At 55.6% G+C, this 23,595-nt stretch carries 19 protein-coding genes; 8 read left to right on the top strand and 11 right to left on the bottom strand.

The genetic code is table 11. From position 1 onward, the window contains the following. Positions 1 to 7: 7 nt before the first annotated feature. The 3 genes from ACYQ15_RS06185 to ACYQ15_RS06175 are packed head-to-tail and all read right to left on the bottom strand — an operon-like array spanning position 8 to position 4,444. Positions 8 to 646, bottom strand: coding sequence for a protein-L-isoaspartate(D-aspartate) O-methyltransferase (locus tag ACYQ15_RS06185; protein WP_459936655.1), 639 nt, complete (start codon positions 644 to 646; stop codon positions 8 to 10). A gap of 58 nt (positions 647 to 704) precedes the next feature. Then, positions 705 to 2,588, bottom strand: a complete 1,884-nt coding sequence (ftsH, locus tag ACYQ15_RS06180) for an ATP-dependent zinc metalloprotease FtsH (RefSeq protein WP_459936654.1) — start codon at positions 2,586 to 2,588, stop codon at positions 705 to 707. Next, positions 2,585 to 4,444 carry a transketolase gene (locus ACYQ15_RS06175; protein ID WP_459936653.1) on the bottom strand — a complete coding sequence of 620 codons (1,860 nt, stop codon included), beginning with the start codon at positions 4,442 to 4,444 and terminating at the stop codon, positions 2,585 to 2,587. The genes ftsH and ACYQ15_RS06175 overlap by 4 nt, the downstream gene beginning before the upstream one ends. 852 nt (positions 4,445 to 5,296) lie before the next feature. On the opposite strand from ACYQ15_RS06175, the gene ACYQ15_RS06170 reads away from it, so the two are divergent. The 5 genes from ACYQ15_RS06170 (at position 5,297) to ACYQ15_RS06150 (ending at position 8,911) form a co-directional block, all read left to right on the top strand. Beyond that, positions 5,297 to 6,946, top strand: a complete 1,650-nt coding sequence (locus ACYQ15_RS06170) for an L-lactate permease (RefSeq protein WP_459936652.1) — start codon at positions 5,297 to 5,299, stop codon at positions 6,944 to 6,946. 85 nt (positions 6,947 to 7,031) lie between these two features. Continuing rightward, a complete protein-coding gene (locus tag ACYQ15_RS06165; protein WP_459936651.1) occupies positions 7,032 to 7,217 on the top strand; it encodes a hypothetical protein in 186 nt (61 codons plus the stop codon). A 3-nt stretch (positions 7,218 to 7,220) separates the two neighbouring features. Beyond that, on the top strand, positions 7,221 to 7,520 hold the full coding sequence (locus tag ACYQ15_RS06160; RefSeq protein ID WP_459936650.1) for a BON domain-containing protein: 300 nt from the start codon (positions 7,221 to 7,223) through the stop codon (positions 7,518 to 7,520). Between the two features lie 176 nt (positions 7,521 to 7,696). After that, positions 7,697 to 8,197, top strand: coding sequence for a BON domain-containing protein (locus ACYQ15_RS06155; protein ID WP_459936649.1), 501 nt, complete (start codon positions 7,697 to 7,699; stop codon positions 8,195 to 8,197). Positions 8,198 to 8,296: 99 nt separating this feature from the next. Beyond that, a complete protein-coding gene (locus tag ACYQ15_RS06150) occupies positions 8,297 to 8,911 on the top strand; it encodes a superoxide dismutase (protein WP_459936648.1) in 615 nt (204 codons plus the stop codon). Positions 8,912 to 9,548: 637 nt separating this feature from the next. Here the strand turns inward: ACYQ15_RS06150 and ACYQ15_RS06145 are convergent. From ACYQ15_RS06145 to ACYQ15_RS06110, 8 genes are all read right to left on the bottom strand, one after another. After that, the gene (locus ACYQ15_RS06145) at positions 9,549 to 10,424 is read right to left on the bottom strand and encodes a hypothetical protein (protein WP_459936647.1); all 876 of its coding nucleotides are present in this window, start codon (positions 10,422 to 10,424) and stop codon (positions 9,549 to 9,551) included. Positions 10,425 to 10,609: 185 nt separating this feature from the next. After that, a complete protein-coding gene (locus ACYQ15_RS06140) occupies positions 10,610 to 11,503 on the bottom strand; it encodes a hypothetical protein (protein ID WP_459936646.1) in 894 nt (297 codons plus the stop codon). 212 nt (positions 11,504 to 11,715) lie between these two features. Then, a complete protein-coding gene (locus ACYQ15_RS06135; protein WP_459936645.1) occupies positions 11,716 to 12,675 on the bottom strand; it encodes a hypothetical protein in 960 nt (319 codons plus the stop codon). Positions 12,676 to 12,859: 184 nt separating this feature from the next. Then, positions 12,860 to 13,753, bottom strand: a complete 894-nt coding sequence (locus ACYQ15_RS06130; protein ID WP_459936644.1) for a hypothetical protein — start codon at positions 13,751 to 13,753, stop codon at positions 12,860 to 12,862. 187 nt (positions 13,754 to 13,940) lie between these two features. Then, complete coding sequence (locus ACYQ15_RS06125) at positions 13,941 to 14,876, bottom strand: hypothetical protein (protein WP_459936643.1); 936 nt, start codon at positions 14,874 to 14,876, stop codon at positions 13,941 to 13,943. Positions 14,877 to 15,061: 185 nt separating this feature from the next. Further along, complete coding sequence (locus ACYQ15_RS06120) at positions 15,062 to 15,997, bottom strand: hypothetical protein (protein WP_459936642.1); 936 nt, start codon at positions 15,995 to 15,997, stop codon at positions 15,062 to 15,064. A gap of 187 nt (positions 15,998 to 16,184) precedes the next feature. After that, positions 16,185 to 17,099 (bottom strand): hypothetical protein, encoded by a 915-nt coding sequence (locus ACYQ15_RS06115; RefSeq protein WP_459936641.1) that lies wholly within the window; start codon positions 17,097 to 17,099, stop codon positions 16,185 to 16,187. 186 nt (positions 17,100 to 17,285) lie between these two features. Continuing rightward, positions 17,286 to 18,284: a hypothetical protein gene (locus ACYQ15_RS06110; protein WP_459936640.1), complete on the bottom strand. Its 999-nt coding sequence runs from the start codon at positions 18,282 to 18,284 to the stop codon at positions 17,286 to 17,288. A gap of 677 nt (positions 18,285 to 18,961) precedes the next feature. Between ACYQ15_RS06110 and ACYQ15_RS06105 the strand changes: the two genes are divergently transcribed. From ACYQ15_RS06105 to ACYQ15_RS06095, 3 genes are all read left to right on the top strand, one after another. Then, on the top strand, positions 18,962 to 19,354 hold the full coding sequence (locus ACYQ15_RS06105) for a hypothetical protein (RefSeq protein WP_459936639.1): 393 nt from the start codon (positions 18,962 to 18,964) through the stop codon (positions 19,352 to 19,354). Between the two features lie 345 nt (positions 19,355 to 19,699). Then, a complete protein-coding gene (locus tag ACYQ15_RS06100) occupies positions 19,700 to 21,058 on the top strand; it encodes an amidohydrolase family protein (protein ID WP_459936638.1) in 1,359 nt (452 codons plus the stop codon). 1,074 nt (positions 21,059 to 22,132) lie between these two features. Next, positions 22,133 to 23,563: a sigma-54-dependent transcriptional regulator gene (locus ACYQ15_RS06095; protein ID WP_459936637.1), complete on the top strand. Its 1,431-nt coding sequence runs from the start codon at positions 22,133 to 22,135 to the stop codon at positions 23,561 to 23,563. Positions 23,564 to 23,595: the final 32 nt, after the last annotated feature.

Genomic DNA, 23,595 nt, shown 5'->3' with positions numbered 1-23,595 from the left:
GGGATCTCTACCACCCATACTCCCCAAGCAGCGGAACGAAGCGACAGCCCCCCAGTTCCTGTTTTTCGATCCGGCCCTTGTTCTTGGTCACCTTGATCAGTTCCTGGAGGCCCTGGTCGCCTACGGGAATGATCATTCGGCCGCCTTCGGCCAGTTGATCGACCAGGGGCTGGGGCACTCCCGGAGCTCCGGCGGTGACCAGAATGGCATCGTAGGGCGCGTATTCCGGCCAGCCCAGGGTACCGTTGTGCAGCTTGCAGAACACGTTGTCATACCCCAGTTCCTCAAGAACCGCCTTAGCGCGTGCCAGCAGCGGCTCAACTTTTTCGATGGTGTAGACCTGCGTGGCCATCTCCGCCAGGACGGCGGCCTGGTAGCCGCTGCCGGTCCCAATTTCCAGCACCTTGTCCTCTTCCTCGAGTTCCAGGGCCTCGGTCATGAGCGCGACGATATAGGGTTGAGAAATGGTCTGGTGATGGCCAATGGGCAGCGGCTGGTCGGTGTAGGCGAGGTGCTCGTCTTCCGGTTCCACGAAACGGTGACGGAGGACCGTGCGCATGGCCTTCAGCACGCGCGGGTCGGCGATTCCGCGGGCCGCGATCTGGTCCTCGGCCATTTGTTTTCTGGCCTGATCATGGTCTTGCATATCAGCTCCTTGTATCGTGGCTTTTCGATTTCGATTTCGATTTCGATTTTAATTGGGATCAGGATGAGGATTGGGGCAGGGAAGCATTTTCCTCGAGGAGAGAGTTAAATTCCTTATCGTCCAGGACTTCCTTCTCCAGGAGACGTTCGGCGACCTTGTGCAGGACTTCCAGGTGCTCTGACAATACGTTCCGCACCACGTCCTCCCGTTCGCCCAACAGTTCCTTGACTTCCAGATCCAGTTGCGCGGCCGTGGCTTCGCTGTATTCCTTGCCCTGAAAGGGGGAATGTTCCGATTCCAAAAAGGCCGGCCGCCGTTGTTTCGGATAGGTGGACAACCCCAGGGTCTTGCCCATGCCTAGTTCCAGGACCATGGCCCGGGCGATGTCCGTAGCCCGCTGCAGATCGTTCTGGGCGCCGGTGGACACCTCGTCGAAGACCAGAGCCTCGGTGATCCGGCCGCCCAGCATGACGTCGATCTTGCCCAGGAGTTCCTGGCGGGTCATCAGGTACCTGTCCTCGGTGGGCAGTTGCTGCGTATAGCCCAGGGCGCCGATGCCCCGGGGCACGATGGTGATCTTCTTGACCTTGTCCGCGCCAGGGGTGAACGCGGCAACAAGAGCGTGACCGGTTTCATGGTAGGCCACGATCTTTTTTTCCTTGGGATTGATGACCCGATTCTTCTTGGCCAGCCCGGCGATGGTCCGGTCCACGGCTTCCTCCAGCTCGGGCATTTGCACCTCGTCCTTGCCTTTGCGGGTGGCCAGCAGGGCGGCCTCGTTGATCACGTTGGCCAGATCCGCGCCGGAAAAACCGGGCGTCATCCGGGCGATGGTCTCCAGGTCCACGTTTTCGGCCAGCTTGATCTTCTGGGCGTGCAATATCAGGATCGCCGTGCGTCCCTTGAAGTCCGGCTTGTCCACCAGGACGTTGCGGTCGAACCGTCCGGCTCGCAACAATGCAGGGTCCAGGGTTTCCGGCTGGTTGGTGGCGGCCAGGACGATGATTCCTTCCCGGGGGTCGAAACCGTCCATTTCGGACAGCAACTGGTTCAGGGTCTGTTCGCGTTCCTCATGGCCGCCTCCGAATCCGCCCTGACCGGCCCGGGCCTTGCCCACGGCATCGAGTTCATCCACGAAGATGATGCAGGGCGCGGTTTCCCGGGCCTGCTTGAACATGTCCCGGACCCGAGCCGCGCCCACCCCGACGAACATCTGGATGAAATCCGAGCCGCTGATGCTGAAAAAGGGCACTCCGGCTTCGCCGGCCACGGCCTTGGCCAGCAGGGTTTTGCCGGTTCCCGGCGGCCCGACCAGGAGGACGCCCTTGGGCATCCTGCCGCCAAGACGGCGAAACGGCTCGGGATTCTTGAGAAAATCCACCACTTCCCGCAGTTCTTCCTTGGCCTCGTCCACCCCGGCCACGTCTTCAAAGGTGATCTTGATGTCCTTTTCCAGATAGACCTTGGCCTTGCTCTGGCCGATGTTCATGAAACCGGCCCCGGCGGACATCCGGCGCATGATCAGAAACCAGATCCCCAGAAAGATCATCAGGGGAATGACCCAGGCCAGAATGTCTCGGAAAAAGGTTCGCTCCGGTCGGCCCACAAAGGTCACCCCGTGTTCGACCAGTTTTTCCGACAATTCCGGCTCCACCCGGAAGGTGGTGAACCGGACGTCCGTGTCCGGATCGTCCCGGTCCAGCATCAAACCTTCAATCTGGTCCCCGGTGATGGAAACCTCCACGATCCGGCCTTCGTCCAAAGCATCCAGGAATTCGCTGTAGGGGATGTCCCGGGGGGCGTACTGGGCCACAATGAGCTGATTGAGGACCAGGACCCCGATAATGGCGAAGACGACGTACCAGATCAGGAACTTTGTCTTCTCGTCCCACTGATTCTGCTTCTCCGGGCCGTGGTGCTTTCCGCGGGGACCATTGTTCATGATGTGACCAATCCTTGCACGGCGCGTACGATGGCCGTCTCATCGATGTTTTCCAATTCCAGCAATTCCCGCGGCGTGCCGCTGCGGGGGAGCCGGGTCACGGCCAGCGTGTGCACCAGGCACTGGGTTCCGGCCACCGCGCTCATCACGGCTTCGCCGATTCCGCCCTGGGCCGCATGGTCTTCCACAGTGACGATGAGGCCGGTTTCCTGCGCTGCCTTGCGCAGGGTATCCTCGTCCAGGGGCTTGACGCTGTACAGGTCGATGACCCGAACGGAGATGCCCTGCTTTTGCAGGGTGTCAGCCGCCTTGATCGCCTCGTGCAGTGTGATGCCCGCCGCCACCAGGGTGGCGCGATCCGCGGAGCTTTCGCGCAGCACCTTGCATCCGCCGATGGGGAAGGATTCTTCCGCATCATAGAGAATCGGCGTCTTGGCCCTGGTGGTGCGCAGGTAGACCATGCCATGATGCCGGGCAGCCTCTTCCACCAGCCGTTCGGTGCTCATCGCGTCGGAGGGGTAGAGCACCACACTGTCCAGAATGGTCCGGAAAAAGGCGATATCTTCCAGCCCCATCTGGGACGGACCGTCCTCGCCGATGGATACTCCGGCGTGGGAACCGCAGAACTTGAGATTCGCGTCGGAGTACCGGGCCATGCGCACCTGATCATAGGCCCGGACCAGGAACGCGGCGAAGGAGGAGATAAAGACCAGCTTGCCGCGCACCGCCAGACCGAGGCCCGTGGAAACCATGTTCTGCTCGGCCACGTACATCTCGAAGAACCGGTCCGGAAATTGTTTGCGGAAGATGTCCGCCATGGTGGAATTGCTGACCTCGGCGTCCAGGACCACCAGATCGGGATACGCCGCGCCGAGACGGGCCAGGGCGCGGCCGTAGGCCACCCGGGTCGCCTCCTGTCCTCCGGCTTCATATGCGGGGTTTTCCAGCTCCTGGGGGGCGGGCTTTTCAGACTGCAGACGTTCCGGCTGCGCAAGGTTTCCAGGTACATCGGCGGGAGCCTGGCCCAGTTCCCTCAGGGCTTGTTTACCCTGTTCCGCGTTCAAAGGCTTCCCGTGCCAATCCTCCCGGTTCTCCATCAGGGGCACGCCCTTGCCCTTGAAGGTCCGGGCGATGATCATCACCGGCGCCGATGCATTCATGGCCCGGGTCAGCGCTGGGATGAGCTGACCGAAATCGTGCCCGTCCCGCACCAGAATGGTTTCCCAGCCGAAGGCCTCAACCCGACGGGCATAGCCCTCAATGTCGTGACCATACATGGTCTCGCCGCGCTGCCCCAGTCTGTTTACGTCCAGAATGCCCACCAGGTTGTTCAGCTTGTAATGGGCCGCGATCTGGATGGCTTCCCACTGCGAGCCTTCCGTCATTTCGCTGTCGCCCAGCAGGACGAAGGTGCGGTAGGGCAGCTTGTCCAGGTACCGGGCGTTCAGGGCCATGCCCACGCCCACCCCCAGCCCCTGGCCCAGGGAACCTGTGGCTGCCTCGGTAAAGGCGAAGCGCCGGGTGGGATGTCCTTCCAGGGGGCTTTCCAGCTTCCGGTAGGTCAGCATGTCGTTGAGGCTCAACTGGCCCGCGGCGGCCCAAAGGGAGTAAAAGAGGGGAGAGGCGTGACCCTTGGAGAAGATCAGCCGGTCGTTGTTTGGATACATGGGATCCTGGGGATCGAACCGGAAAAACGGCTTGCCTTCGGCGCTTTCGCCGAACATCAGCCCGGTGGCGAGTTCCACGGCGGAAAGGGACGACGTGGGATGACCCGAACCCGCTTCCGTGGTGCTTTGCAGGATCAAAACCCTCAGATAATGGGCGATTTCCGTGAGTTTCGCTTCAACTTTGTCCATGATTTCTCCTTTTCGGCTCAACAGTTTCGATTGCAATCCACCTTCAAATCAATTGAATCGAAACCGTAATCGAAATCGCTACCGAAATCGAATCCGAATCACACCATCCAGTCAAGCATTTTTATCACCACGAAGGACACGAAGAGCACGGAGGAATCCAGTCTTCGTGTACTTCGTGCTCTTCGAGGTAAAAATTAGTTTTTATCCTTGCAGTGCCTAATGAATATGAATCGAAATCCAAATCGAAATCGTAATCGAAATCGAATTCAAATCACATCATCCGGTCAAACAATTTTTATCACCACGAAGGGCACGAAGGGCACGGAGGAATCCAATCTTCCTGTACTTCGTGCTCTTCGTGGTAAAAATTAGTTTTATCCTTACAGTGACTAATGAGTATGAATCGAAATCCAAATCGAAATCGTAATCGAATTCAAATCACATCATCCGGTCAAGCAATTTTTATCACCACGAAGGGCACGAAGGGCACGGAGGAATCCAATCTTCGTGTACTTCGTGCTCTTCGTGGTAAAAATTAGTTTTATCCTTACAGTGACTAATGAGTATGAATCGAAATCCAAATCGAAATCGTAATCGAAATCGAAAGAAAATTGTGCGTCATTTCATACCATAGCGGCACAATGATGAAACATTTTCGATTTCGATTGCGATTTCGATTTCGATGAAAAAAACCGTGAATAACACTTTTACATTATATTCCGGATGACCATCCCCCGACATAAGGTCAATTTCGTATTTCCGAAGAGAATCGCAACCAAAAATACATGATTTCCCTCATTGCACTTGTTTCACCTCCAGCAATAGGTTCGTATTCATGAAAGGTGATTATTCATGGATTTGATCATGGCTTTGGTGGCGCTCCTGCCCATTGTCATCGTGGGCGTGCTGATGGTCGGCTTCATGTGGCCGTCGAGCAAGGCCATGCCAGTGGGAGCACTGGCGGCTGTGGGCATAGCCGTGGGCGTCTGGAACATGTCTCTTTACGACCTGGCGGCGGCCGTTGCGGCCGGTATCATCAACGCCCTGGACATCCTGATCATTGTCTTCGGCGCCATCTTGATCCTGCAATTGATGAAAAAAAGCGGCGGCATGGACGGCATCTCCCGGTCCATGGCCTCGCTTTCCACGGACCGCCGGGTGCAGGTTATGATCATTGCCTGGCTGTTCGGGTCATTCCTGGAAGGGGCGGCCGGATTCGGCACGCCGGCCGCCGTGGCCGCACCCTTGTTGATGGGCATGGGTTTTCCGCCGCTTTTGGCCGCGATCTTGACGCTGGTCGCGGACAGCGCGTCCGTCTCGTTCGGTGCGGTGGGTGTGCCCATTCACGGCGGATTCGAGGCGATCCGCGACGTGGTCAGCCTGCCCGACGGTGTGGCGTTCAACGATTTCCTGCACAGTATCTCCATCCATGTGGGTTTGTTGCATCTGGCTCTGGGAATGTTCATTCCCCTGGTCATGGTTCTGTTGATGACCAGGATGGTGGACGGATCGTTCCGGAAAGGCAGGGAAGTCTGGCTGTTGGCCCTGTTCGCCGGGATCGTTTTTACCTTGCCCCAGATGCTGGTGGCCTGGTTCTTCGGTCCGGAACTTCCAGCCCTGCTGGGCGCCTTGATTGCGTTGCCGATTTTTCTGTTTGCCGTGTCCAGGGGATTCCTGCAGCCGAAAAAAAAGTGGGATTTTCCGGACAAACAGGACTGGCCCGACACCTGGCAGGGCAAGATCGAAGCCGGGGCCGGAAACGGCGACGGACCGACCATGAGCTGGTGGCTGGCCTGGTCGCCCTATGTGGTGGTTGGTTTGCTGCTCTTGCTCACCCGGATCGAGCAACTGGGCATCTCCGAGCGATTGCAACAATGGAGCGTGGGCTCGGAAGACCTTCTGGGCACAGGCATCGGCGCGACATTTGCACCACTTTATAATCCCGGGATCATCCCCTTTGTTCTGATCGCCTTGGTGATTCCGTTCCTGCACCGGATGAGTTCGGAGAACGTGATCGTGGCCTGGAAAAAAACAGTGTCCATGATCGGCTCCGCATCCGTGGCCCTGATCGCTGCCTTGATCATGGTCTACGTGATGATGAACTCCGGCGGCGCGGACGGCAGGGACTCGATGATCATTACTGTCGCAAAGGCCGCCGCTGACGTCACGGGACAGAGTTGGTACCTGATCGCACCGCTGGTGGGTGCGCTGGGAACGTTCATTTCCGGCAGCAACACGGTGTCCAACATCATGTTCGGCGTGCTCCAGCATGACACTGCTGTCCAGAGCGGGCTGCAGGTGGTGCCGGTGCTCGCCCTGCAGGCCGTAGGCGGCGCGGCAGGAAACATGATCTGCGTGCATAACGTGGTTGCCGTGCTGACGACAGTTGGCTTGCTGGGCAAGGAGGGTATCGTGATCCGCAAGATCGCGCCCATTGCCGTGGGCTATGCTTTGCTGGCCGGCGTGATCGGGTGGATGGCGATCGGGATGGGTTTTGGTTGATTTTGTTTGAATATTCAAATGCTTATGTGTTGAAACTTGCCCAATATATCAAAATGTTCAGTCCAACCAAACAAGGAAGCGCAGCATGAGACGAATGCTCATTTACCTGATTATCGGCGTTTTGGCTGTTTTGGGCGTGATCTGGTTCTTTACCGCGGATGAACCGCCACCGGTCATGCAACCTACCGAAGAACGCCACCCACCCCCGGGACTGGATATTTTCACCCCTGAGGATCTGGCCGAACATGCCCATGAACGGATGGAAGCCTAGCGGGTGCGGCCTGAGGACATTCAGGATGAACTCGCCCAGGATGGAGAAGTAGTCCGGCGGGCGCCTGACACCTATGTCGTGGAATACGATGAGGCCATGGACGAGCGGATCTCGTCGGAGATCAGCAACAGGATTGCGGGAGATCCTGCGCTTGCAGAGTTCGACATTGACGTATCCACTGATGAGGGACGCGTCCATCTGTCCGGCACGGCGGGATCCCTGGAATACATCGGGCGGGCCATGGCGCTGGCCCTGGATACGCCAAACGTGCGCGAGGTCAGATCAACCCTTGAGGTTCGGTAGACGCATTGACAGAAGCGGCCCTTCCAGCACATACTTTGTTCATGTTGATTGTCACCTGCTGAACACTTGCCTCGGTCTGGCAGGACAAAGTGAAGCCAGGGTTTGTTCAACTTGCGATTGAATAGGATTACGAAACCTGCTCATATATACAATCCAACCAAACAAGGAGGCGAATCATGAAAAGAACGGTTATTTATCTGATCATCGGCGCTCTGGTGGTCGTGGGGCTGATCTGGTTTTTCACCGCGGATGAACCGGATCCGGTCATGCAGCCCACGGAAGAACGCACCACCCCTCCGGGCATGGAGCCGGGACGAGCAATCACTGCTGAGGATCAGGCCGGACAGGAATACCATGCCCGCATGGAGGTCTGGCAAGTGCGGGTCGAGGACATCCAGGACGAACTCGCCCAGGACGGTGAAGTTGTCCGACGAGCGCCTGATCCCGAGGATGTGGAATACGATGCAGCCATGGACGAACAGATAACTTCGGACATCAACACCAGGATAGCGGGTGATCCGGCGCTCGCGGTGTTCGATATCGGCGTGTCTACCAATGAAGGTCGCGTCCATCTTTCCGGGACGGTGGGATCACCGGAATTTATCGGTCGAGCAATGGCCCTGGCCCTGGACACGCCCAATGTACGCGAGGTCAGATCGACCATTCAAGTTCAGTAGGGGTGGTTCGTGAATCCGACGAACATTCATCCAAACAACGACCGTATCAACCAATTCTGAACCATCAGTTTTGATATTTTTTTTGAAAAGGAGCGAGACATGGAAAAGTCCCCAGCCCAATCCTCATTTACACTGATGCCCCTTCCGTATTCGGAGGACGCACTGGAACCCGTGATTTCCGCGAAGACCCTGCAGTTTCATCACGGCAAGCATCATCAGAAATACGTGGACACCCTGAATGAGCTCATCTCCGGGACCGAGTACGTAAACAAGTCTCTGGAAGAAATCATCAGGGATACGGACGGCAAGGAAGACAAGTCCAAGATATTCAACAACGCGGCCCAGGTCTGGAATCATCAGTTTTTCTGGAAAAGCCTGAACCCCAAGGCCGGGGGGAAGCCCACGGGCGAATTGATGAAGAAAATTGAAGAGTCCTTTGGAAGCTTCGAGGACTTCAAGACAGGTCTTTCCGAAGCCGCCGTTTCCCAGTTCGGCAGCGGCTGGGCGTGGCTGGTGTATGACGGCGACGGGCTCAAGGTCATGAAAACCTCCAACGCCAAAGTCCCCTTCACCCAGGGCTTAAAGCCGCTGTTGACCATTGATGTATGGGAACACGCCTACTACCTGGACTACCAAAATCTGCGCCCGAAGTACGTTGAGGCGGTGATCGACAAGCTGCTCAACTGGGAATTCGCGCTGGAGAACATGCGATAGATTTCGGCATCTCTTCAGTAAATTTGCGAAAAAGGCCTGGATAGCGAAGGCGTCGGTATTCGCCGGTATGACTGATGGGGAAAAGGCTTGTTGCGACAGGCCATTCCCGTGAAAGCAGGAATCCATTGCCGGTGAATGACCACTGGATATACTGCATAATTTTAGATTTCATTGCACTAGTGTCCCAACGTTTTATATCGATCAATGCTTAACCAATTGTAAAGTTTTACTTTTTGCTCGTATTTGGCTGTTACCGATTTGAACATCCAACAGCATGTCCTTATACCTCTTGCAACTTTTTTCAGGAGGTATGCGGTGTTAACCGAGAAAAAAAACTCAAATTCAAGGTTTCACTCTACAAATTTTTACAGATTTTGAGCGTGAACATCTTTAGACGAATTCAATTTTTACAGGCAGTTGGGAATTTCAGCTACGAAAACGGAATTCTTCCAAACAGTAACCTGTTGAGTTTGTAAGATTAAACGTTGGGACACTAGTGATTTCATTGCTTAACGCAAAAAAGCAGAGTGGACCTTAAAAGCCACTCTGCTTTTTTTGGGGACAAAATGTTTTCAAGGTTGCTGGGTGATCCTCAACCCAGCCTATGACCACGATATGCACCGTAATCTACGCACACTTACCCGGAACGTTCATCGAGTTGCCGTTTCAGTTTTTCCAGTTCAGCCAAGGCTTCTTCCTTCATTTGACGCTCCTTTTCAACCTGCTGCCTAGCCTCTTCCAAAATCGCTTCATATGAACGATCCCGGCGTCGCCAGGCTTCCAGGTATTCGTCTTCCACTTCCATCTGGGAGCGGATTTTCTTGTCCAGGGCTGCCCGGTAGAGGCGGTCCAGTACGGTCTGGAACTCTTCGGGTAGTTCGTCCTCAAAGACCTTCAGGTGCTTGTTGGCCTGGAGGTTCATTTGTTCGAACAGGGCCAGCAACTGCTCCAGCTTGTTGCGCCGGCGCTGCATCAGCTCGGAAACCTGGATTACATGACTGTCATGGGTCAACAGCTCGATGAAGTCCTCGCGTGCTGGGATTTCCTCTCCAGTGACCGAGTCCTGATAATGACGTCGGATCGTGACCGCGGAATGTCCCTGGAGGTGCTTGAGCGGATAGCCGAGAATGTAGATGGTGATGATCGGCGCCATGGGAGCGTCTGTCTCCGATGCGCCGCTCGCTTCCTGTTCTTCCAGTTGCTTGTGCACGGGGGAGTAATAGTTCTCGGCCAGGTAGCGGCGAAAACGGGGGATGTCGTCTCCGCTGTCCGCTTTCTGAATCTCGATGAGCACATTCTTGCGGGAACCGTCCGCGGTTTTGACCACAGCGGAAAAGTCCAGGCGAAAGATGCTCACTCCAAGGGTCGCCAACTGGGCAGATCGTTCACGCTGCTTGAAAGCCAGCTCCTCGATTTCTTCGCCGATGATCGTGGAAATGATCACCTTGGCCGACCGGGGATCGTCCATCAGATACTTGAAGACGCTGTCGTAGATGGGATTGGCGATCAGCATGAAGCAGCTCCTTGATTTTTCCATATGCACTCTCAGGATGGGGCCGGACCAGAATAGCACGTGATTACGTGATAAAGGTAAATGGATGATGCCACCGGAATATGGCTCTTGGCGTCTAACATCGCTGCCGCACTGGGGTGTGGCGTTCCAGGATTTAACACGTTTATTGCCGCGAATATGAGCAGTTACGAACGTTCCTCCAGTTGTCGTTTCAGTTTTTCCAGTTCAGCCAAGGCCTCTTCTTTCATTCGCCGCTCCTTTTCAACCTGCTGCTTGGCCTCTTCTTCCCTTGCTCTGGCATCTTCCAAAATCGCTTCATATGAACGATCCCGGCGTCGCCAGGCTTCCAGGTATTCGTCTTCCACTTCCATCTGGGAGCGGATTTTCTTGTCCAGGGCTGCCCGGTAGAGGCGATCCAGTACGGTCTGGAACTCTTCGGGTAGTTCGTCCTCAAAGACCTTCAGGTGCTTGTTGGCCTGGAGGTTCATTTGTTCGAACAGGGCCAGCAACTGCTCCAGCTTGTTGCGCCGGCGCTGCTTCAGCTCGGAAACCTGGATTACATGACTGTCATGGGGCAACAGCTCGATGAAGTCCTCGCGCGCTGGGATTTCCTCGCCAGTGACCGAGTCCTGATAATGACGTCGGATCGTGACCGCGGAATGTCCCTGGAGGTGCTTGAGCGGATAGCCGAGAATGTAGATGGTGATGATCGGCGCCATGGGAGCGTCTGTCTCCGATGCGCCGCTCGTTTCCTGTTCTTCCAGTTGCTTGTGCACGGGGGAGTAATAGTTCTCGGCCAGGTAGCGGCGAAAGCGGGGGATGTCGTCTCCGCTGTCCGCTTTCTGAATCTCGATGAGCACATTTTTGCGGGAACCGTCCGCGGTTTTGACCACAGCGGAAAAGTCCAGGCGAAAGATGCTCACTCCAAGGGTCGCCAACTGGGCTGATCGCTCACGCTGCTTGAAAGCCAGCTCCTCGATTTCTTCGCCGATGATCGTGGAGATGATCACCTTGGCCGACCGGGGATCGTCCATCAGATACTTGAAGACGCTGTCGTAGATGGGATTGGCGATCAACATGAAGCAGCTCCTTGATTTTTCATACGCACTCTCAGGATGGGGCCGGACCAGAATCAGCACGTGATCACGTGATAAAGGTAAATGGATGATGCCATAAGCCGGAGCAGCATGGCATAGCCTGCAGGACTCGTAATTCCAGCCGTCATGCCTCGCAAGCAGTCATGACTTCCAGTGCATATGGTCGACCGTGAAATGTTCAATCCTGCAGTCGCTTATCCGGAACGTTCCTCGAGTTGCCGTTTCAATTTTTCCAGCTCAGCCAAGGCTTCATCTTTCATTCGCCGCTCCTCTTCCGCAAGTGCCTTGGCCGCTTCTTTTTCACGCCGCTCCTCTTCAACTTGCTGCCTGGCCTTTTCTTCTCTTGCTCTTGCCTCTTCTTCCCTTGCTCTGGCCTCTTCCAAAACCGCTTCGTATGAACGATCCCGGCGTCGCCAGGCTTCCAGGTATTCGTCTTCCACTTCCATCTGGGAGCGGATTTTCTTGTCCAGGGCTGCCCGGTAGAGGCGATCCAGCACGGTCTGGAACTCTTCGGGTAGTTCGTCCTCAAAGACCTTCAGGTGCTTGTTGGCCTGGAGGTTCATTTGTTCGAACAGGGCCAGCAACTGTTCCAGCTTGTTACGCCGGCGCTGCTTCAGCTCGGAAACCTGGATTACATGACTGTCATGGGTCAACAGCTCGATGAAGTCCTCGCGTGCTGGGATTTCCTCGCCAGTGACCGAGTCCTGATAATGACGTCGGATCGTGACCGCAGAATATCCCTGGAGGTGCTTGAGCGGATAGCCGAGAATGTAGATGGTGATGATCGGCACCATGGGAGCGTCTGTCTCCGATGCGCCGCTCGTTTCCTGTTCTTCCAGTTGCTTGTGCACGGGGGAGTAATAGTTCTCGGCTAGGTAGCGGCGAAAGCGGGGGATGTCGTCTCCGCTGTCCGCTTTCTGAATCTCGATGAGCACATTCTTGCGGGAACCGTCCGCGGTTTTGACCACAGCGGAAAAGTCCAGGCGAAAGATGCTCACGCCAAGGGTCGCCAACTGGGCTGATCGCTCACGCTGCTTGAAAGCCAGCTCCTCGATTTCTTCGCCGATGATCGTGGAAATGATCACCTTGGCCGACCGGGGATCGTCCATCAGATACTTGAAGACGCTGTCGTAGATGGGATTGGCGATCAGCATGAAGCAGCTCCTTGATTTTTCATACGCACTCTCAGGATGGGGCCGGACAGGATAGCACGTGATCACGTGACAAAGAAAAATGGATTGATGCCACCGGAATATGGCTCTTGGCGTCTAACATCGCTGCCGCACTGGGGTGTGGCGTTCCAGGATTTAACACGTTTATTGCCGCGAATATGAGCAGTTACGAACGTTCCTCCAGTTGTCGTTTCAGTTTTTCCAGTTCAGCCAAGGCCTCTTCTTTCATTCGCCGCTCCTTTTCAACCTGCTGCTTGGCCTCTTCTTCCCTTGCTCTGGCCTCTTCCAAAACCGCTTCGTATGAACGATCCCGGCGTCGCCAGGCTTCCAGGTATTCGTCTTCCACTTCCATCTGGGAGCGGATTTTCTTGTCCAGGGCAGCCCGGTAGAGGCGGTCCAGTACGGTCTGGAACTCTTCGGGTAGTTCGTCCTCAAAGACCTTCAGGTGCTTGTTGGCCTGGAGGTTCATTTGTTCGAACAGGGCCAGCAACTGCTCCAGCTTGTTGCGCCGGCGCTGCTTCAACTCGGAAACCTGGATTACATGACTGTCATGGGTCAACAGCTCGATGAAGTCCTCGCGTGCTGGGATTTCCTCGCCAGTGACCGAGTCCTGATAATGACGTCGGATCGTGACCGCGGAATGTCCCTGGAGGTGCTTGAGCGGATAGCCGAGAATGTAGATGGTGATGATCGGCACCATGGGAGCGTCTGTCTCCGATGCGCCGCTCGTTTCCTGTTCTTCCAGTTGCTTGTGCACGGGGGAGTAATAGTTCTCGGCCAGGTAGCGGCGAAAGCGGGGGATGTCGTCTCCGCTGTCCGCTTTCTGAATCTCGATGAGCACATTCTTGCGGGAACCGTCCGCGGTTTTGACCACAGCGGAAAAGTCCAGGCGAAAGATGCTCACTCCAAGGGTCGCCAACTGGGCTGATCGCTCACGCTGCTTGAAAGCCAGCTCCTCGATTTCTTCACCGATGATCGTGGAGATGATCACCTTGGCCGACCGGGGATCGTCCATCAGATACTTGAAGACGCTGTCGTAGATGGGATTGGCGATCAGCATGAAGCAGCTCCTTGATTTTTCATACGCACTCTCAGGATGGGGCCGGACCAGAATAGCACGTGATCACGTGACAAAGGAAAATGGATTGATGCCACCGGAACTAGGCTCTTGGCGTCTAACACCGCTGCCGCACTGGGGTGCGGCGCTCCAGGATTTAACCCGTTTTATTGCCGCGGATATTGATCACTTACGAACGTTCCTCGAGTTGTCGTTTCAGTTTTTCCAGTTCAGCCAAGGCTTCTTCTTTCATTCGCCGCTCCTCTTCCGCAAGCACCTTGGCCGCTTCTTTTTCACGCCGCTCCTCTTCGACTTGCTGCCTAGCCTCTTCTTCCCTTGCTCTGGCCTCTTCCAAAACCGCTTCGTATGAACGATCCCGGCGTCGCCAGGCTTCCAGGTATTCGTCTTCCACTTCCATCTGGGAGCGGATTTTCTTGTCCAGGGCTGCCCGGTAGAGGCGGTCCAGTACGGTCTGGAACTCTTCGGGTAGTTCGTCCTCAAAGACCTTCAGGTGCTTGTTGGCCTGGAGGTTCATTTGTTCGAACAGGGCCAGCAACTGCTCCAGCTTGTTGCGCCGGCGCTGCTTCAACTCGGAAACCTGGATTACATGACTGTCATGGGTCAACAGCTCGATGAAGTCCTCGCGTGCTGGGATTTCCTCGCCAGTGACCGAGTCCTGATAATGACGTCGGATCGTGACCGCGGAATGTCCCTGGAGGTGCTTGAGCGGATAGCCGAGAATGTAGATGGTGATGATCGGCACCATGGGAGCGTCTGTCTCCGATGCGCCGCTCGTTTCCTGTTCTTCCAGTTGCTTGTGCACGGGGGAGTAATAGTTCTCGGCCAGGTAGCGGCGAAAGCGGGGGATGTCGTCTCCGCTGTCCGCTTTCTGAATCTCGATGAGCACATTCTTGCGGGAACCGTCCGCGGTTTTGACCACAGCGGAAAAGTCCAGGCGAAAGATGCTCACTCCAAGGGTCGCCAACTGGGCTGATCGCTCACGCTGCTTGAAAGCCAGCTCCTCGATTTCTTCACCGATGATCGTGGAGATGATCACCTTGGCCGACCGGGGATCGTCCATCAGATACTTGAAGACGCTGTCGTAGATGGGATTGGCGATCAGCATGAAGCAGCTCCTTGATTTTTCATAGGCACTCTCAGGATGGGGCCGGACCAGAATAGCACGTGATCACGTGACAAAGGAAAATGGGTTGATGCCACCGGAATATGGCTCTTGGCGTCTAACATCGCTGCCGCACTGGGATGTGGCGTTCCAGGATTGAACACGTTTATTGGCGCGAATATGAGCAGTTATGAACGTTCCTCGAGTTGTCGTTTCAGTTTTTTCAGTTCAGCCAAGGCTTCTTCCTTCATTCGCCGCTCCTTTTCAACCTGCTGCCTGGCATCTTCTTCTTTTGCTCTGGCCTCTGCTTCTCTTGCTCTAGCCTCTTCTTCCCTTGCTCTGGCCTCTTCCAAAACCGCTTCGTATGAACGATCCCGGCGTCGCCAGGCTTCCAGGTATTCGTCTTCCACTTCCATCTGGGAGCGGATTTTCTTGTCCAGGGCTGCCCGGTAGAGGCGGTCCAGTACGGTCTGGAACTCTTCGGGTAGTTCGTCCTCAAAGACCTTCAGGTGCTTGTTGGCCTGGAGGTTCATTTGTTCGAACAGGGCCAGCAACTGCTCCAGCTTGTTGCGCCGGCGCTGCTTCAGCTCGGAAACCTGGATTACATGACTGTCATGGGTCAACAGCTCGATGAAGTCCTCGCGCGCTGGGATTTCCTCGCCAGTGACCGAGTCCTGATAATGACGTCGGATCGTGACCGCGGAATGTCCCTGGAGGTGCTTGAGCGGATAGCTGAGAATGTAGATGGTGATGATCGGCGCCATGGGAGCGTCTGTCTCCGATGTGCCGTTCGTTTCCTGTTCTTCCAGTTGCTTGTGCACGGGGGCGTAATAGTTCTCGGCCAGGTAGCGGCGAAAGCGGGGGATGTCGTCTCCGCTGTCCGCTTTCTGAATCTCGATGAGCACATTCTTGCGGGAACCGTCCGCGGTTTTGACCACAGCGGAAAAGTCCAGGCGAAAGATGCTCACTCCAAGGGTCGCCAACTGGGCTGATCGCTCACGCTGCTTGAAAGCCAGCTCCTCGATTTCTTCGCCGATGATCGTGGAGATGATCACCTTGGCCGACCGGGGATCGTCCATCAGATACTTGAAGACGCTGTCGTAGATGGGATTGGCGATCAGCATGAAGCAGCTCCTTGATTTTTCATACGCACTCTCAGGATGGGGCCGGACCAGAATAGCACGTGATCACGTGACAAAGGAAAATGGATTGATGCCACCGAAACTTGGCTCTTGGCGTCTAACACCGCTGCCGCACTGGGGTGCGGCGCTCCCAGGATTGAACACGTTTTATTGCCGCGTATATGAGCAGTTACGAACGTTCCTCGAGTTGTCGTTTCAGTTTTTCCAGTTCAGCCAAGGCTTCTTCTTTCATTCGCCGCTCCTCTTCAACCTGCTGCTTGGCCTCTTTTTCCCTTGCTCTAGCTTCTTCTTCCCTTGCTCTGGCCTCTTCCAATACCGCTTCGTATGAACGATCCCGGCGTCGCCAGGCTTCCAGGTATTCGTCTTCCACTTCCATCTGGGAGCGGATTTTCTTGTCCAGGGCAGCCCGGTAGAGGCGGTCCAGTACGGTCTGGAACTCTTCGGGCAAATCGTCCTCAAAGACCTTCAGGTGCTTGTTGGCCTGGAGGTTCATTTGTTCGAACAGGGCCAGCAACTGCTCCAGCTTGTTGCGCCGGCGCTGCTTCAGCTCGGAAACCTGGATTACATGACTGTCATGGGTCAACAGCTCGATGAAGTCCTCGCGTGCTGGGATTTCCTCGCCAGTGACCGAGTCCTGATAATGACGTCGGATCGTGACCGCGGAATGTCCCTGGAGGTGCTTGAGCGGATAGCCGAGAATGTAGATGGTGATGATCGGCACCATGGGGGCGTCTGTCTCCGATGCGCCGCTCGTTTCCTGTTCTTCCAGTTGCTTGTGCACGGGGGCGTAATAGTTCTCGGCCAGGTAGCGACGAAAGCGGGGGATGTCGTCTCCGCTGTCCGCTTTCTGAATCTCGATGAGCACATTCTTGCGGGAACCGTCCGCGGTTTTGACCACAGCGGAAAAGTCCAGGCGAAAGATGCTCACTCCAAGGGTCGCCAACTGGGCTGATCGCTCACGCTGCTTGAAAGCCAGCTCCTCGATTTCTTCGCCGATGATCGTGGAGATGATCACCTTGGCCGACCGGGGATCGTCCATCAGATACTTGAAGACGCTGTCGTAGATGGGATTGGCGATCAGCATGAAGCAGCTCCTTGATTTTTCATACGCACTCTCAGGATGGGGCCAGACCAGAATAGCACGTGATCACGTGACAAAGGAAAACGGATTGATGCCACCGAAATTTGGCTCTTGGCGTCTAACATCGCTGCCGCACTGGGATGTGGCGTTCCAGGATTTAACACGTTTTATTGCCGTGGATATGCACAGTTACGAACGTTCCTCGAGTTGTCGTTTCAGTTTTTTCAGTTCAGCCAAGGCTTCTTCTTTCATTCGCCGCTCCTCTTCCGCAAGCACCTTGGCCGCTTCTTTTTCACGCCGCTCCTTTTCAACCTGCTGCTTGGCCTCTTCTTCTTTTGCTCTGGCCTCTTCTTCTCTTGCTCTAGCCTCTTCTTCTCTTGCTCTGGCCTCTTCTTCCCTTGCTCTGGCCTCTTCCAAAACCGCTTCGTATGAACGGTCCCGGCGTCGCCAGGCTTCCAGGTATTCGTCTTCCACTTCCATCTGGGAGCGGATTTTCTTGTCCAGGGCTGCCCGGTAGAGGCGGTCCAGTACGGTCTGGAACTCTTCGGGTAGTTCGTCCTCAAAGACCTTCAGGTGCTTGTTGGCCTGGAGGTTCATTTGTTCGAACAGGGCCAGCAACTGCTCCAGCTTGTTGCGCCGGCGCTGCTTCAGCTCGGAAACCTGGATTACATGACTGTCATGGGTCAACAGTTCGATGAAGTCCTCGCGTGCTGGGATTTCCTCGCCAGTGACCGAGTCCTGATAATGACGTCGGATCGTGACCGCGGAATGTCCCTGGAGGTGCTTGAGCGGATAGCCGAGAATGTAGATGGTGATGATCGGCGCCATGGGAGCGTCTGTCTCCGATGCGCCGTTCGTTTCCTGTTCTTCCAGTTGCTTGTGCACGGGGGCGTAATAGTTCTCGGCCAGGTAGCGGCGAAAGCGGGGGATGTCGTCTCCGCTGTCCGCTTTCTGAATCTCGATGAGCACATTTTTGCGGGAACCGTCCGCGGTTTTGACCACAGCGGAAAAGTCCAGGCGAAAGATGCTCACTCCAAGGGTCGCCAACTGGGCTGATCGCTCACGCTGCTTGAAAGCCAGCTCCTCGATTTCTTCGCCGATGATCGTGGAGATGATCACCTTGGCCGACCGGGGATCGTCCATCAGATACTTGAAGACGCTGTCGTAGATGGGATTGGCGATCAGCATGAAGCAGCTCCTTGATTTTTCCATATGCACTCTCAGGATGGTGGGGCCGTACCAGGATAGCACGCGATCACGTGACGGAGAAATATGGAATGATGCCATAAGCCGGTGCAGCATGGCATAGCCTGCCGGACTCGTATTCCAGCCGTCATGCTTCGCCGGCAGTCATGACTTCCACTACCCTATGCGTCGACCGGGAAATGTTCAACCTATGACATCAGGCAAGCCGACAATCTGCCCGAATTCGTCTCCCAGGTCAGGCATGGGGCATGACTCCGAAGTGGGCAGCAAAAGCCCAGAGCAGACTTGCCCCTGGCTCTTTGTCAGCGACAACTGATTCTTGAAATATTGGATGAGCTGCTTTTTCTTTGTTATTAAGAATTGTTTTTGTTTTCTTGTGAAATGCAGGTCAGTGTGAAGCGGGGATATCGTGTGGGCCTGGAAAAATATAATAATTTCAGTATATAGAGCAGCCTCTTTGCTATGGCATCATTCTTGATATGTATTTGGGGAATAATCCCGCTTGGTCGCCTGGACAGGGCGATTGGAAGCTTCGGGAACCGGGCAGCCCGGTGCTGAGCGGGAATGAAAGGGGATGTGCGATGCGGCGAATGACCCGGGCAATGATGTCATGATGACGCATGGGTGCAACATATCATTATTCTATAAGTGGAGGAACAATGCAGGAATATCGAATCAAACGCATGAATCTTGAGGATCTGGTTTTTCATGGTGTTCTGCTGGCATCGGTGGATGATGAAAACCGAACGGTGAACTGTTCCACCCGGATGCAGCTTGCCCTGTATCGATCAGCGGCGGATGCATACATCCTGGGCATCATTCTTCGTCACAGCGGAGATTTGGAAGAAAAGGTCTTCAATGGAGCCATTACTTTTGCCTCCATTGAAGACATCCACCTCTTTCTTCTGTCCGATGAAGGCCGATCCATCGCGGATCTTGTTTACCTGCTTCTGGCGCAACTCATCGAACCCGAAGTCGACGCCGTGGAAGACAGGAAAAGGATGCATCACGCTCCGTTTCGGAACAGGGAAGCAGTCAGTGCGAAAATGTAAGTAATGCCTGATTCCTGTCAGACGACCAGGCGGCTCGACCTGATTGTCGCAGGTCGTTTCATGTGCAGCGAGGGTAATGTGGGAGAGCAGGAAGCATCGAGTCTTTCAAGGCGAGATGCTTCCTGCTCGTTTTTGTGCTCCACACGCTTTTGAACGATCCCCATCTGCAAGGAGGCCACTGCAAAAAGTCCGTAGACTGAAACTACAATCTTGTGGGATTCGACACATGTTGACTTATTGGACGCTAATCACTGATCACTGACCACGCCCTGACGAAAATTACTGTTTCGCCAGGCTCTGTGAGTCCAAAATGACTCCGCAAGTCATCAATATGAGGATACAGCCATGAAATGGAATAAATGCGCGCCGATTCAACACGATGAAGAAAACCGGCTCTTTGTTTCCGGGAGATACGGCTCCAGCGCCGTCATTTCCGAATTGAACCGCCTGGCTGATCGTCACGGCCCGCGTCTGGGCATGACCCGGCGGGATTTTTTGAAGAGCCAGATGGGGCTTGCGGCCTCGTTTCTGGCCTTGAATTCGGTTTTCGGTCACTTTTTTCACGTCAATATCGCCGAAGCATCCGATCCGGGCATGGCGCGGGATCAGATCGAACGCTACGCGCACCAGTTCATTTTCGACGTCCAGGTTCATTATCTCCATGAAGAATTTCCCGAGCCCGAGAACCTGCTCGCCCTGCGCCGGGCTGCGGATGACTGGAACCCGAAAAAGGACGACGAGAACCATGAATTCGAGGATCTGCTGTTTGAAAACTTCTACCGGGAAGTCTTTGTCGAGAGCCAGACAACCTGTGCCGTACTGAGCAACGCGCCCAGCGACGACAAGGAAGGCTGGTTTCTGACCAACGAACAGGCCCTGGCGACCCGAGAGAAGGTCAATTCCCGCACCGGCAAGCGTTCCCTGCTGGGCCACGCGGTGATCACCCCCGGCCAGCCGGGCTGGGAGGAGGAGCTGGATCGGTCTCTTGAACTGAAACCCGACGCCATCAAGGGCTACACCATCGGCGACCCCGTAGGCGAATCCGAATACCCGTGGCGGCTGGACGATGAAAAACTGGTCTATCCGGCCTATGAGAAGATCCAAAACGCCGGCATCCGGAACATTTGCATTCACAAAGGCCTGTTGCCCGTGGGCTATGAGCAGAACCTGTCCCCGGAACTGGTTGCCTACGCCAACGTGGACGACGTGGGCCAAGCGGCCAAGGATTGGCCGGATCTGAACTTCATCATTTACCATTCCGCCATCGAGCGGGTGGTTCCCATAGTCCAGGACGTGGACGAATTCCAACGGACCGGCCGGATCAAATGGGTGACTGACCTTTCCGAGATTCCGGAAAAGTACGGTGTGGCCAACGTGTACGCGGAACTGGGCGCGGTCTTCGCCGCGACCAGCGTGGCGCATCCGTATCTGTGCGCTGGAATCCTGGGCACGTTGATCAAGAACATGGGCGCGGACCATGTCTGCTGGGGCACGGATTCGGTCTGGTTCGGCTCGCCGCAGTGGCAGATCGAGGCGCTGCGCCGGTTCGAGATTCCCGAGACCGTCCAGAAGCTGCACGGTTTCGAACCTCTGGGGCCGGCGGATGGGAAGGTAAAGAACAAGATTTTCGGTGAGAATTCGGCTCGGCTGTACGGCATCGATCCCGCTGATTACGTTCCGCGTCACGACAACTATACCGCTTGAACAACCGGCATCGTCGCCGCTTTTGCTCGTTGTTTGGGTCTACTCAGCTTCAGAGCGGAAAAGCTTTAGCTTTTCAAAGCTTGTGGCAAGCATGACCTGGATTCCCGCCTTCGCGGGAATGACTTGTTTTTCAATGCCGTCTTCGAGTCAGTCAAATCCGCGAAGCCTGTCCTCGTGTAGACGGGGAGCGGTATCCAGTCAGTTTTTAAACGGATGAGCCGAGTAACTACCCTTGTTGTCGATTTGATCCGAGGAGCGGCGTGGAGCTTGTCGAGTCATTCTGAAGCGACATCCAAAATTTGGACGGATGCGGCTAAAAGGCCGCATCCGGCCAAGTGTGTGATTCTGTCCGTTATTATAACATGCGAATGCATGTTCCCATTTGTTGAGAATTGAGATAACGACATCCGGATAAAACATGCTTCAGGGAGAATGGCTTTTGGCGCATGAAGGCTCATCGCCGATAGCACAATCGCAATCGCAATCGAAATCGAAATCGCAATCGCAATCGAGTCAAAAATTGTTTTTTGTAATTCAGCACATACGGTGCATGACCATTCCCCAGCACTGGATTCCGGCTTTCGCCGGAATGACGAAACGGAGCAAGCCGTTTCCATGTTAATCATACCGGCGAAGCCGGTAACCAGATCTTTTTTTTTGGCTTAGCTGTAACTGCTCAAAAACTCCGGGCGATGAAGTTCCCTTGTGCAGGTATACCCATCGACGCGGAGTTTCGTGACCAAGCTACTGGGACCATGCTCCAGCCGGAACTTTGCCCTGAGTGCGTTACACCGTTGCCGCACTGGGGTGCGGCGCTCCCAGGATTTATCCCGTTGAATGCCACAAGTTTGTGAGCGGTTACGCTCAGCTGGTAATTACGTTTTTTTTCGATTGCGATTGCGATTGCGATTGCGATTGCGATTTCGATAGAGAGAGATGGACCTCACGAAATTGGACTGCCGGGATAATCCCCCTCCCCGGAAGATGCGTTGCCTCTGGGTGGCGGGTGGCGTACGTTCTTAAAAAAAAGCGGAATCTTGCTTCCGTTGAACCTTCGGACAATAGAGACCTCACATGGCGAACATTCTGATCATTGACGACGATGAACTGTTCAGCGCGGCGCTTTCCGACGTTCTGGCCAGCGAGGGGCACAGGATTTTTCACACCCCGACCTTGACCCAGGGCCAAAACCTGGCTCATTCCCAGAATCAGGACATCGACCTGATCTTCCTCGACCTGCAGCTTCCCGACGGCTTTGGGCTGGACATCCTGTCCGATCTCAAGTCTCTGCCCAATTCGCCGGAAATCATCGTCGTCACCGGCTCCCTCGAATCCGAGAACGCGGAACTGGCCATCCTTAAAGGCGCCTGGGACTTCATCACCAAGACCAGTACCCCGTTGCAGATGAAGCTCTCGTGCATGCGTGCTTTGGAGTATCGGAGCACCAGGCTGGCCCTGCAGCCGGTGAATCGGGATGGGATCATCGGCGACAGCGCGGCTTTGCGGCGCTGTCTTGAAGAAATGGGCCGGGCGGCCAAGAGCGCGGCGGAAGTGCTTTTTCTGGGGGAGACCGGCACCGGCAAGGAGGTCTTTGCCCGGGCCCTGCACGCCAACAGCCCGCGCAAGGACCAGGAGCTGGTGGTGGTGGACTGCGCTTCCTTGACCGAAACCATCGCGGGCAGCGAGCTGTTCGGATACCGCAAGGGCGCGTTCACCGGGGCGGTCACGGATCGCACCGGGCTGATCCAGCGGGCCCACAAGGGCACCCTGTTCCTGGACGAGGTCAGCGAGATGCCGCCGGCCCTGCAGAAAAGCTTTCTGCGGGTGCTGGAAAGCCGGACGTACCGCCCCCTGGGCCAGAATCAGGAGCTGACCAGCAATTTCCGACTGGTCTGCGCCAGCAATCGCAACCTGAACGAAATGGCCCGCCAGGGCCGTTTCCGGGAGGATCTGCTGTTCCGGATCCAGACCGTGACCATTCAACTGCCTTCGCTTCGAGAGCGCCTCGACGATCTGGGCGATCTGGTGAATCACCATCTCAACACCATCAGTCGCCACTCGGGACTTCCGGACAAGGTCGCCTCTCCGGATCTGATGGAACTCTTCGCCGACCACGACTGGCCGGGCAATGTGCGGGAACTGGTGAACACGCTCAAGGCCCTGATCGCCTCGGCGCCCGAGGAACGGGTGCTGTATCCGTCCCATCTGCCCCGGGAACTGCATGTCCGGTTTCTGAAGTCCAAACATGCGGTTCATCCCGTTGATTCCGGCGTCTCGGCCGCCGCGAACGAAGGTTACGCCCCTCCGGAAGAACTGCTCGGCCAGGATTGGAAAACCTACTGCACCCATGTCCGGGAAGCTTCTGAAAAGCATTATTTGACGCATCTCATGCACAGCGCCGGCAACGATCTCCGCAAAGCGCTGCACCATTCGGGTCTCAGCCAAGCCCGGCTCTACGGCCTGCTCAAGAAATACGACATTCCTCGTCCCGGCAGATCGGCGTAACTTTTGTAACTTTTCAGCACACACGGTGTATG

It is taken from the genome of Desulfonatronum parangueonense (assembly GCF_054656975.1).
This window is presented reverse-complemented; position numbering and strand designations above follow the sequence as displayed.

What these genes read in the sequence shown, in the direction of transcription:
- ACYQ15_RS06185 (WP_459936655.1), bottom strand. Translation starts at nt 646, where the DNA reads ATGCAAGACCATGATCAGGCCAGAAAACAAATGGCCGAGGACCAGATC.
- ftsH (WP_459936654.1), bottom strand. Translation starts at nt 2,588, where the DNA reads ATGAACAATGGTCCCCGCGGAAAGCACCACGGCCCGGAGAAGCAGAAT.
- ACYQ15_RS06175 (WP_459936653.1), bottom strand. Translation starts at nt 4,444, where the DNA reads ATGGACAAAGTTGAAGCGAAACTCACGGAAATCGCCCATTATCTGAGG.
- ACYQ15_RS06170 (WP_459936652.1), top strand. Translation starts at nt 5,297, where the DNA reads ATGGATTTGATCATGGCTTTGGTGGCGCTCCTGCCCATTGTCATCGTG.
- ACYQ15_RS06165 (WP_459936651.1), top strand. Translation starts at nt 7,032, where the DNA reads ATGAGACGAATGCTCATTTACCTGATTATCGGCGTTTTGGCTGTTTTG.
- ACYQ15_RS06155 (WP_459936649.1), top strand. Translation starts at nt 7,697, where the DNA reads ATGAAAAGAACGGTTATTTATCTGATCATCGGCGCTCTGGTGGTCGTG.
- ACYQ15_RS06150 (WP_459936648.1), top strand. Translation starts at nt 8,297, where the DNA reads ATGGAAAAGTCCCCAGCCCAATCCTCATTTACACTGATGCCCCTTCCG.
- ACYQ15_RS06145 (WP_459936647.1), bottom strand. Translation starts at nt 10,424, where the DNA reads ATGCTGATCGCCAATCCCATCTACGACAGCGTCTTCAAGTATCTGATG.
- ACYQ15_RS06140 (WP_459936646.1), bottom strand. Translation starts at nt 11,503, where the DNA reads ATGTTGATCGCCAATCCCATCTACGACAGCGTCTTCAAGTATCTGATG.
- ACYQ15_RS06135 (WP_459936645.1), bottom strand. Translation starts at nt 12,675, where the DNA reads ATGCTGATCGCCAATCCCATCTACGACAGCGTCTTCAAGTATCTGATG.
- ACYQ15_RS06130 (WP_459936644.1), bottom strand. Translation starts at nt 13,753, where the DNA reads ATGCTGATCGCCAATCCCATCTACGACAGCGTCTTCAAGTATCTGATG.
- ACYQ15_RS06125 (WP_459936643.1), bottom strand. Translation starts at nt 14,876, where the DNA reads ATGCTGATCGCCAATCCCATCTACGACAGCGTCTTCAAGTATCTGATG.
- ACYQ15_RS06120 (WP_459936642.1), bottom strand. Translation starts at nt 15,997, where the DNA reads ATGCTGATCGCCAATCCCATCTACGACAGCGTCTTCAAGTATCTGATG.
- ACYQ15_RS06115 (WP_459936641.1), bottom strand. Translation starts at nt 17,099, where the DNA reads ATGCTGATCGCCAATCCCATCTACGACAGCGTCTTCAAGTATCTGATG.
- ACYQ15_RS06110 (WP_459936640.1), bottom strand. Translation starts at nt 18,284, where the DNA reads ATGCTGATCGCCAATCCCATCTACGACAGCGTCTTCAAGTATCTGATG.
- ACYQ15_RS06105 (WP_459936639.1), top strand. Translation starts at nt 18,962, where the DNA reads ATGCAGGAATATCGAATCAAACGCATGAATCTTGAGGATCTGGTTTTT.
- ACYQ15_RS06100 (WP_459936638.1), top strand. Translation starts at nt 19,700, where the DNA reads ATGAAATGGAATAAATGCGCGCCGATTCAACACGATGAAGAAAACCGG.
- ACYQ15_RS06095 (WP_459936637.1), top strand. Translation starts at nt 22,133, where the DNA reads ATGGCGAACATTCTGATCATTGACGACGATGAACTGTTCAGCGCGGCG.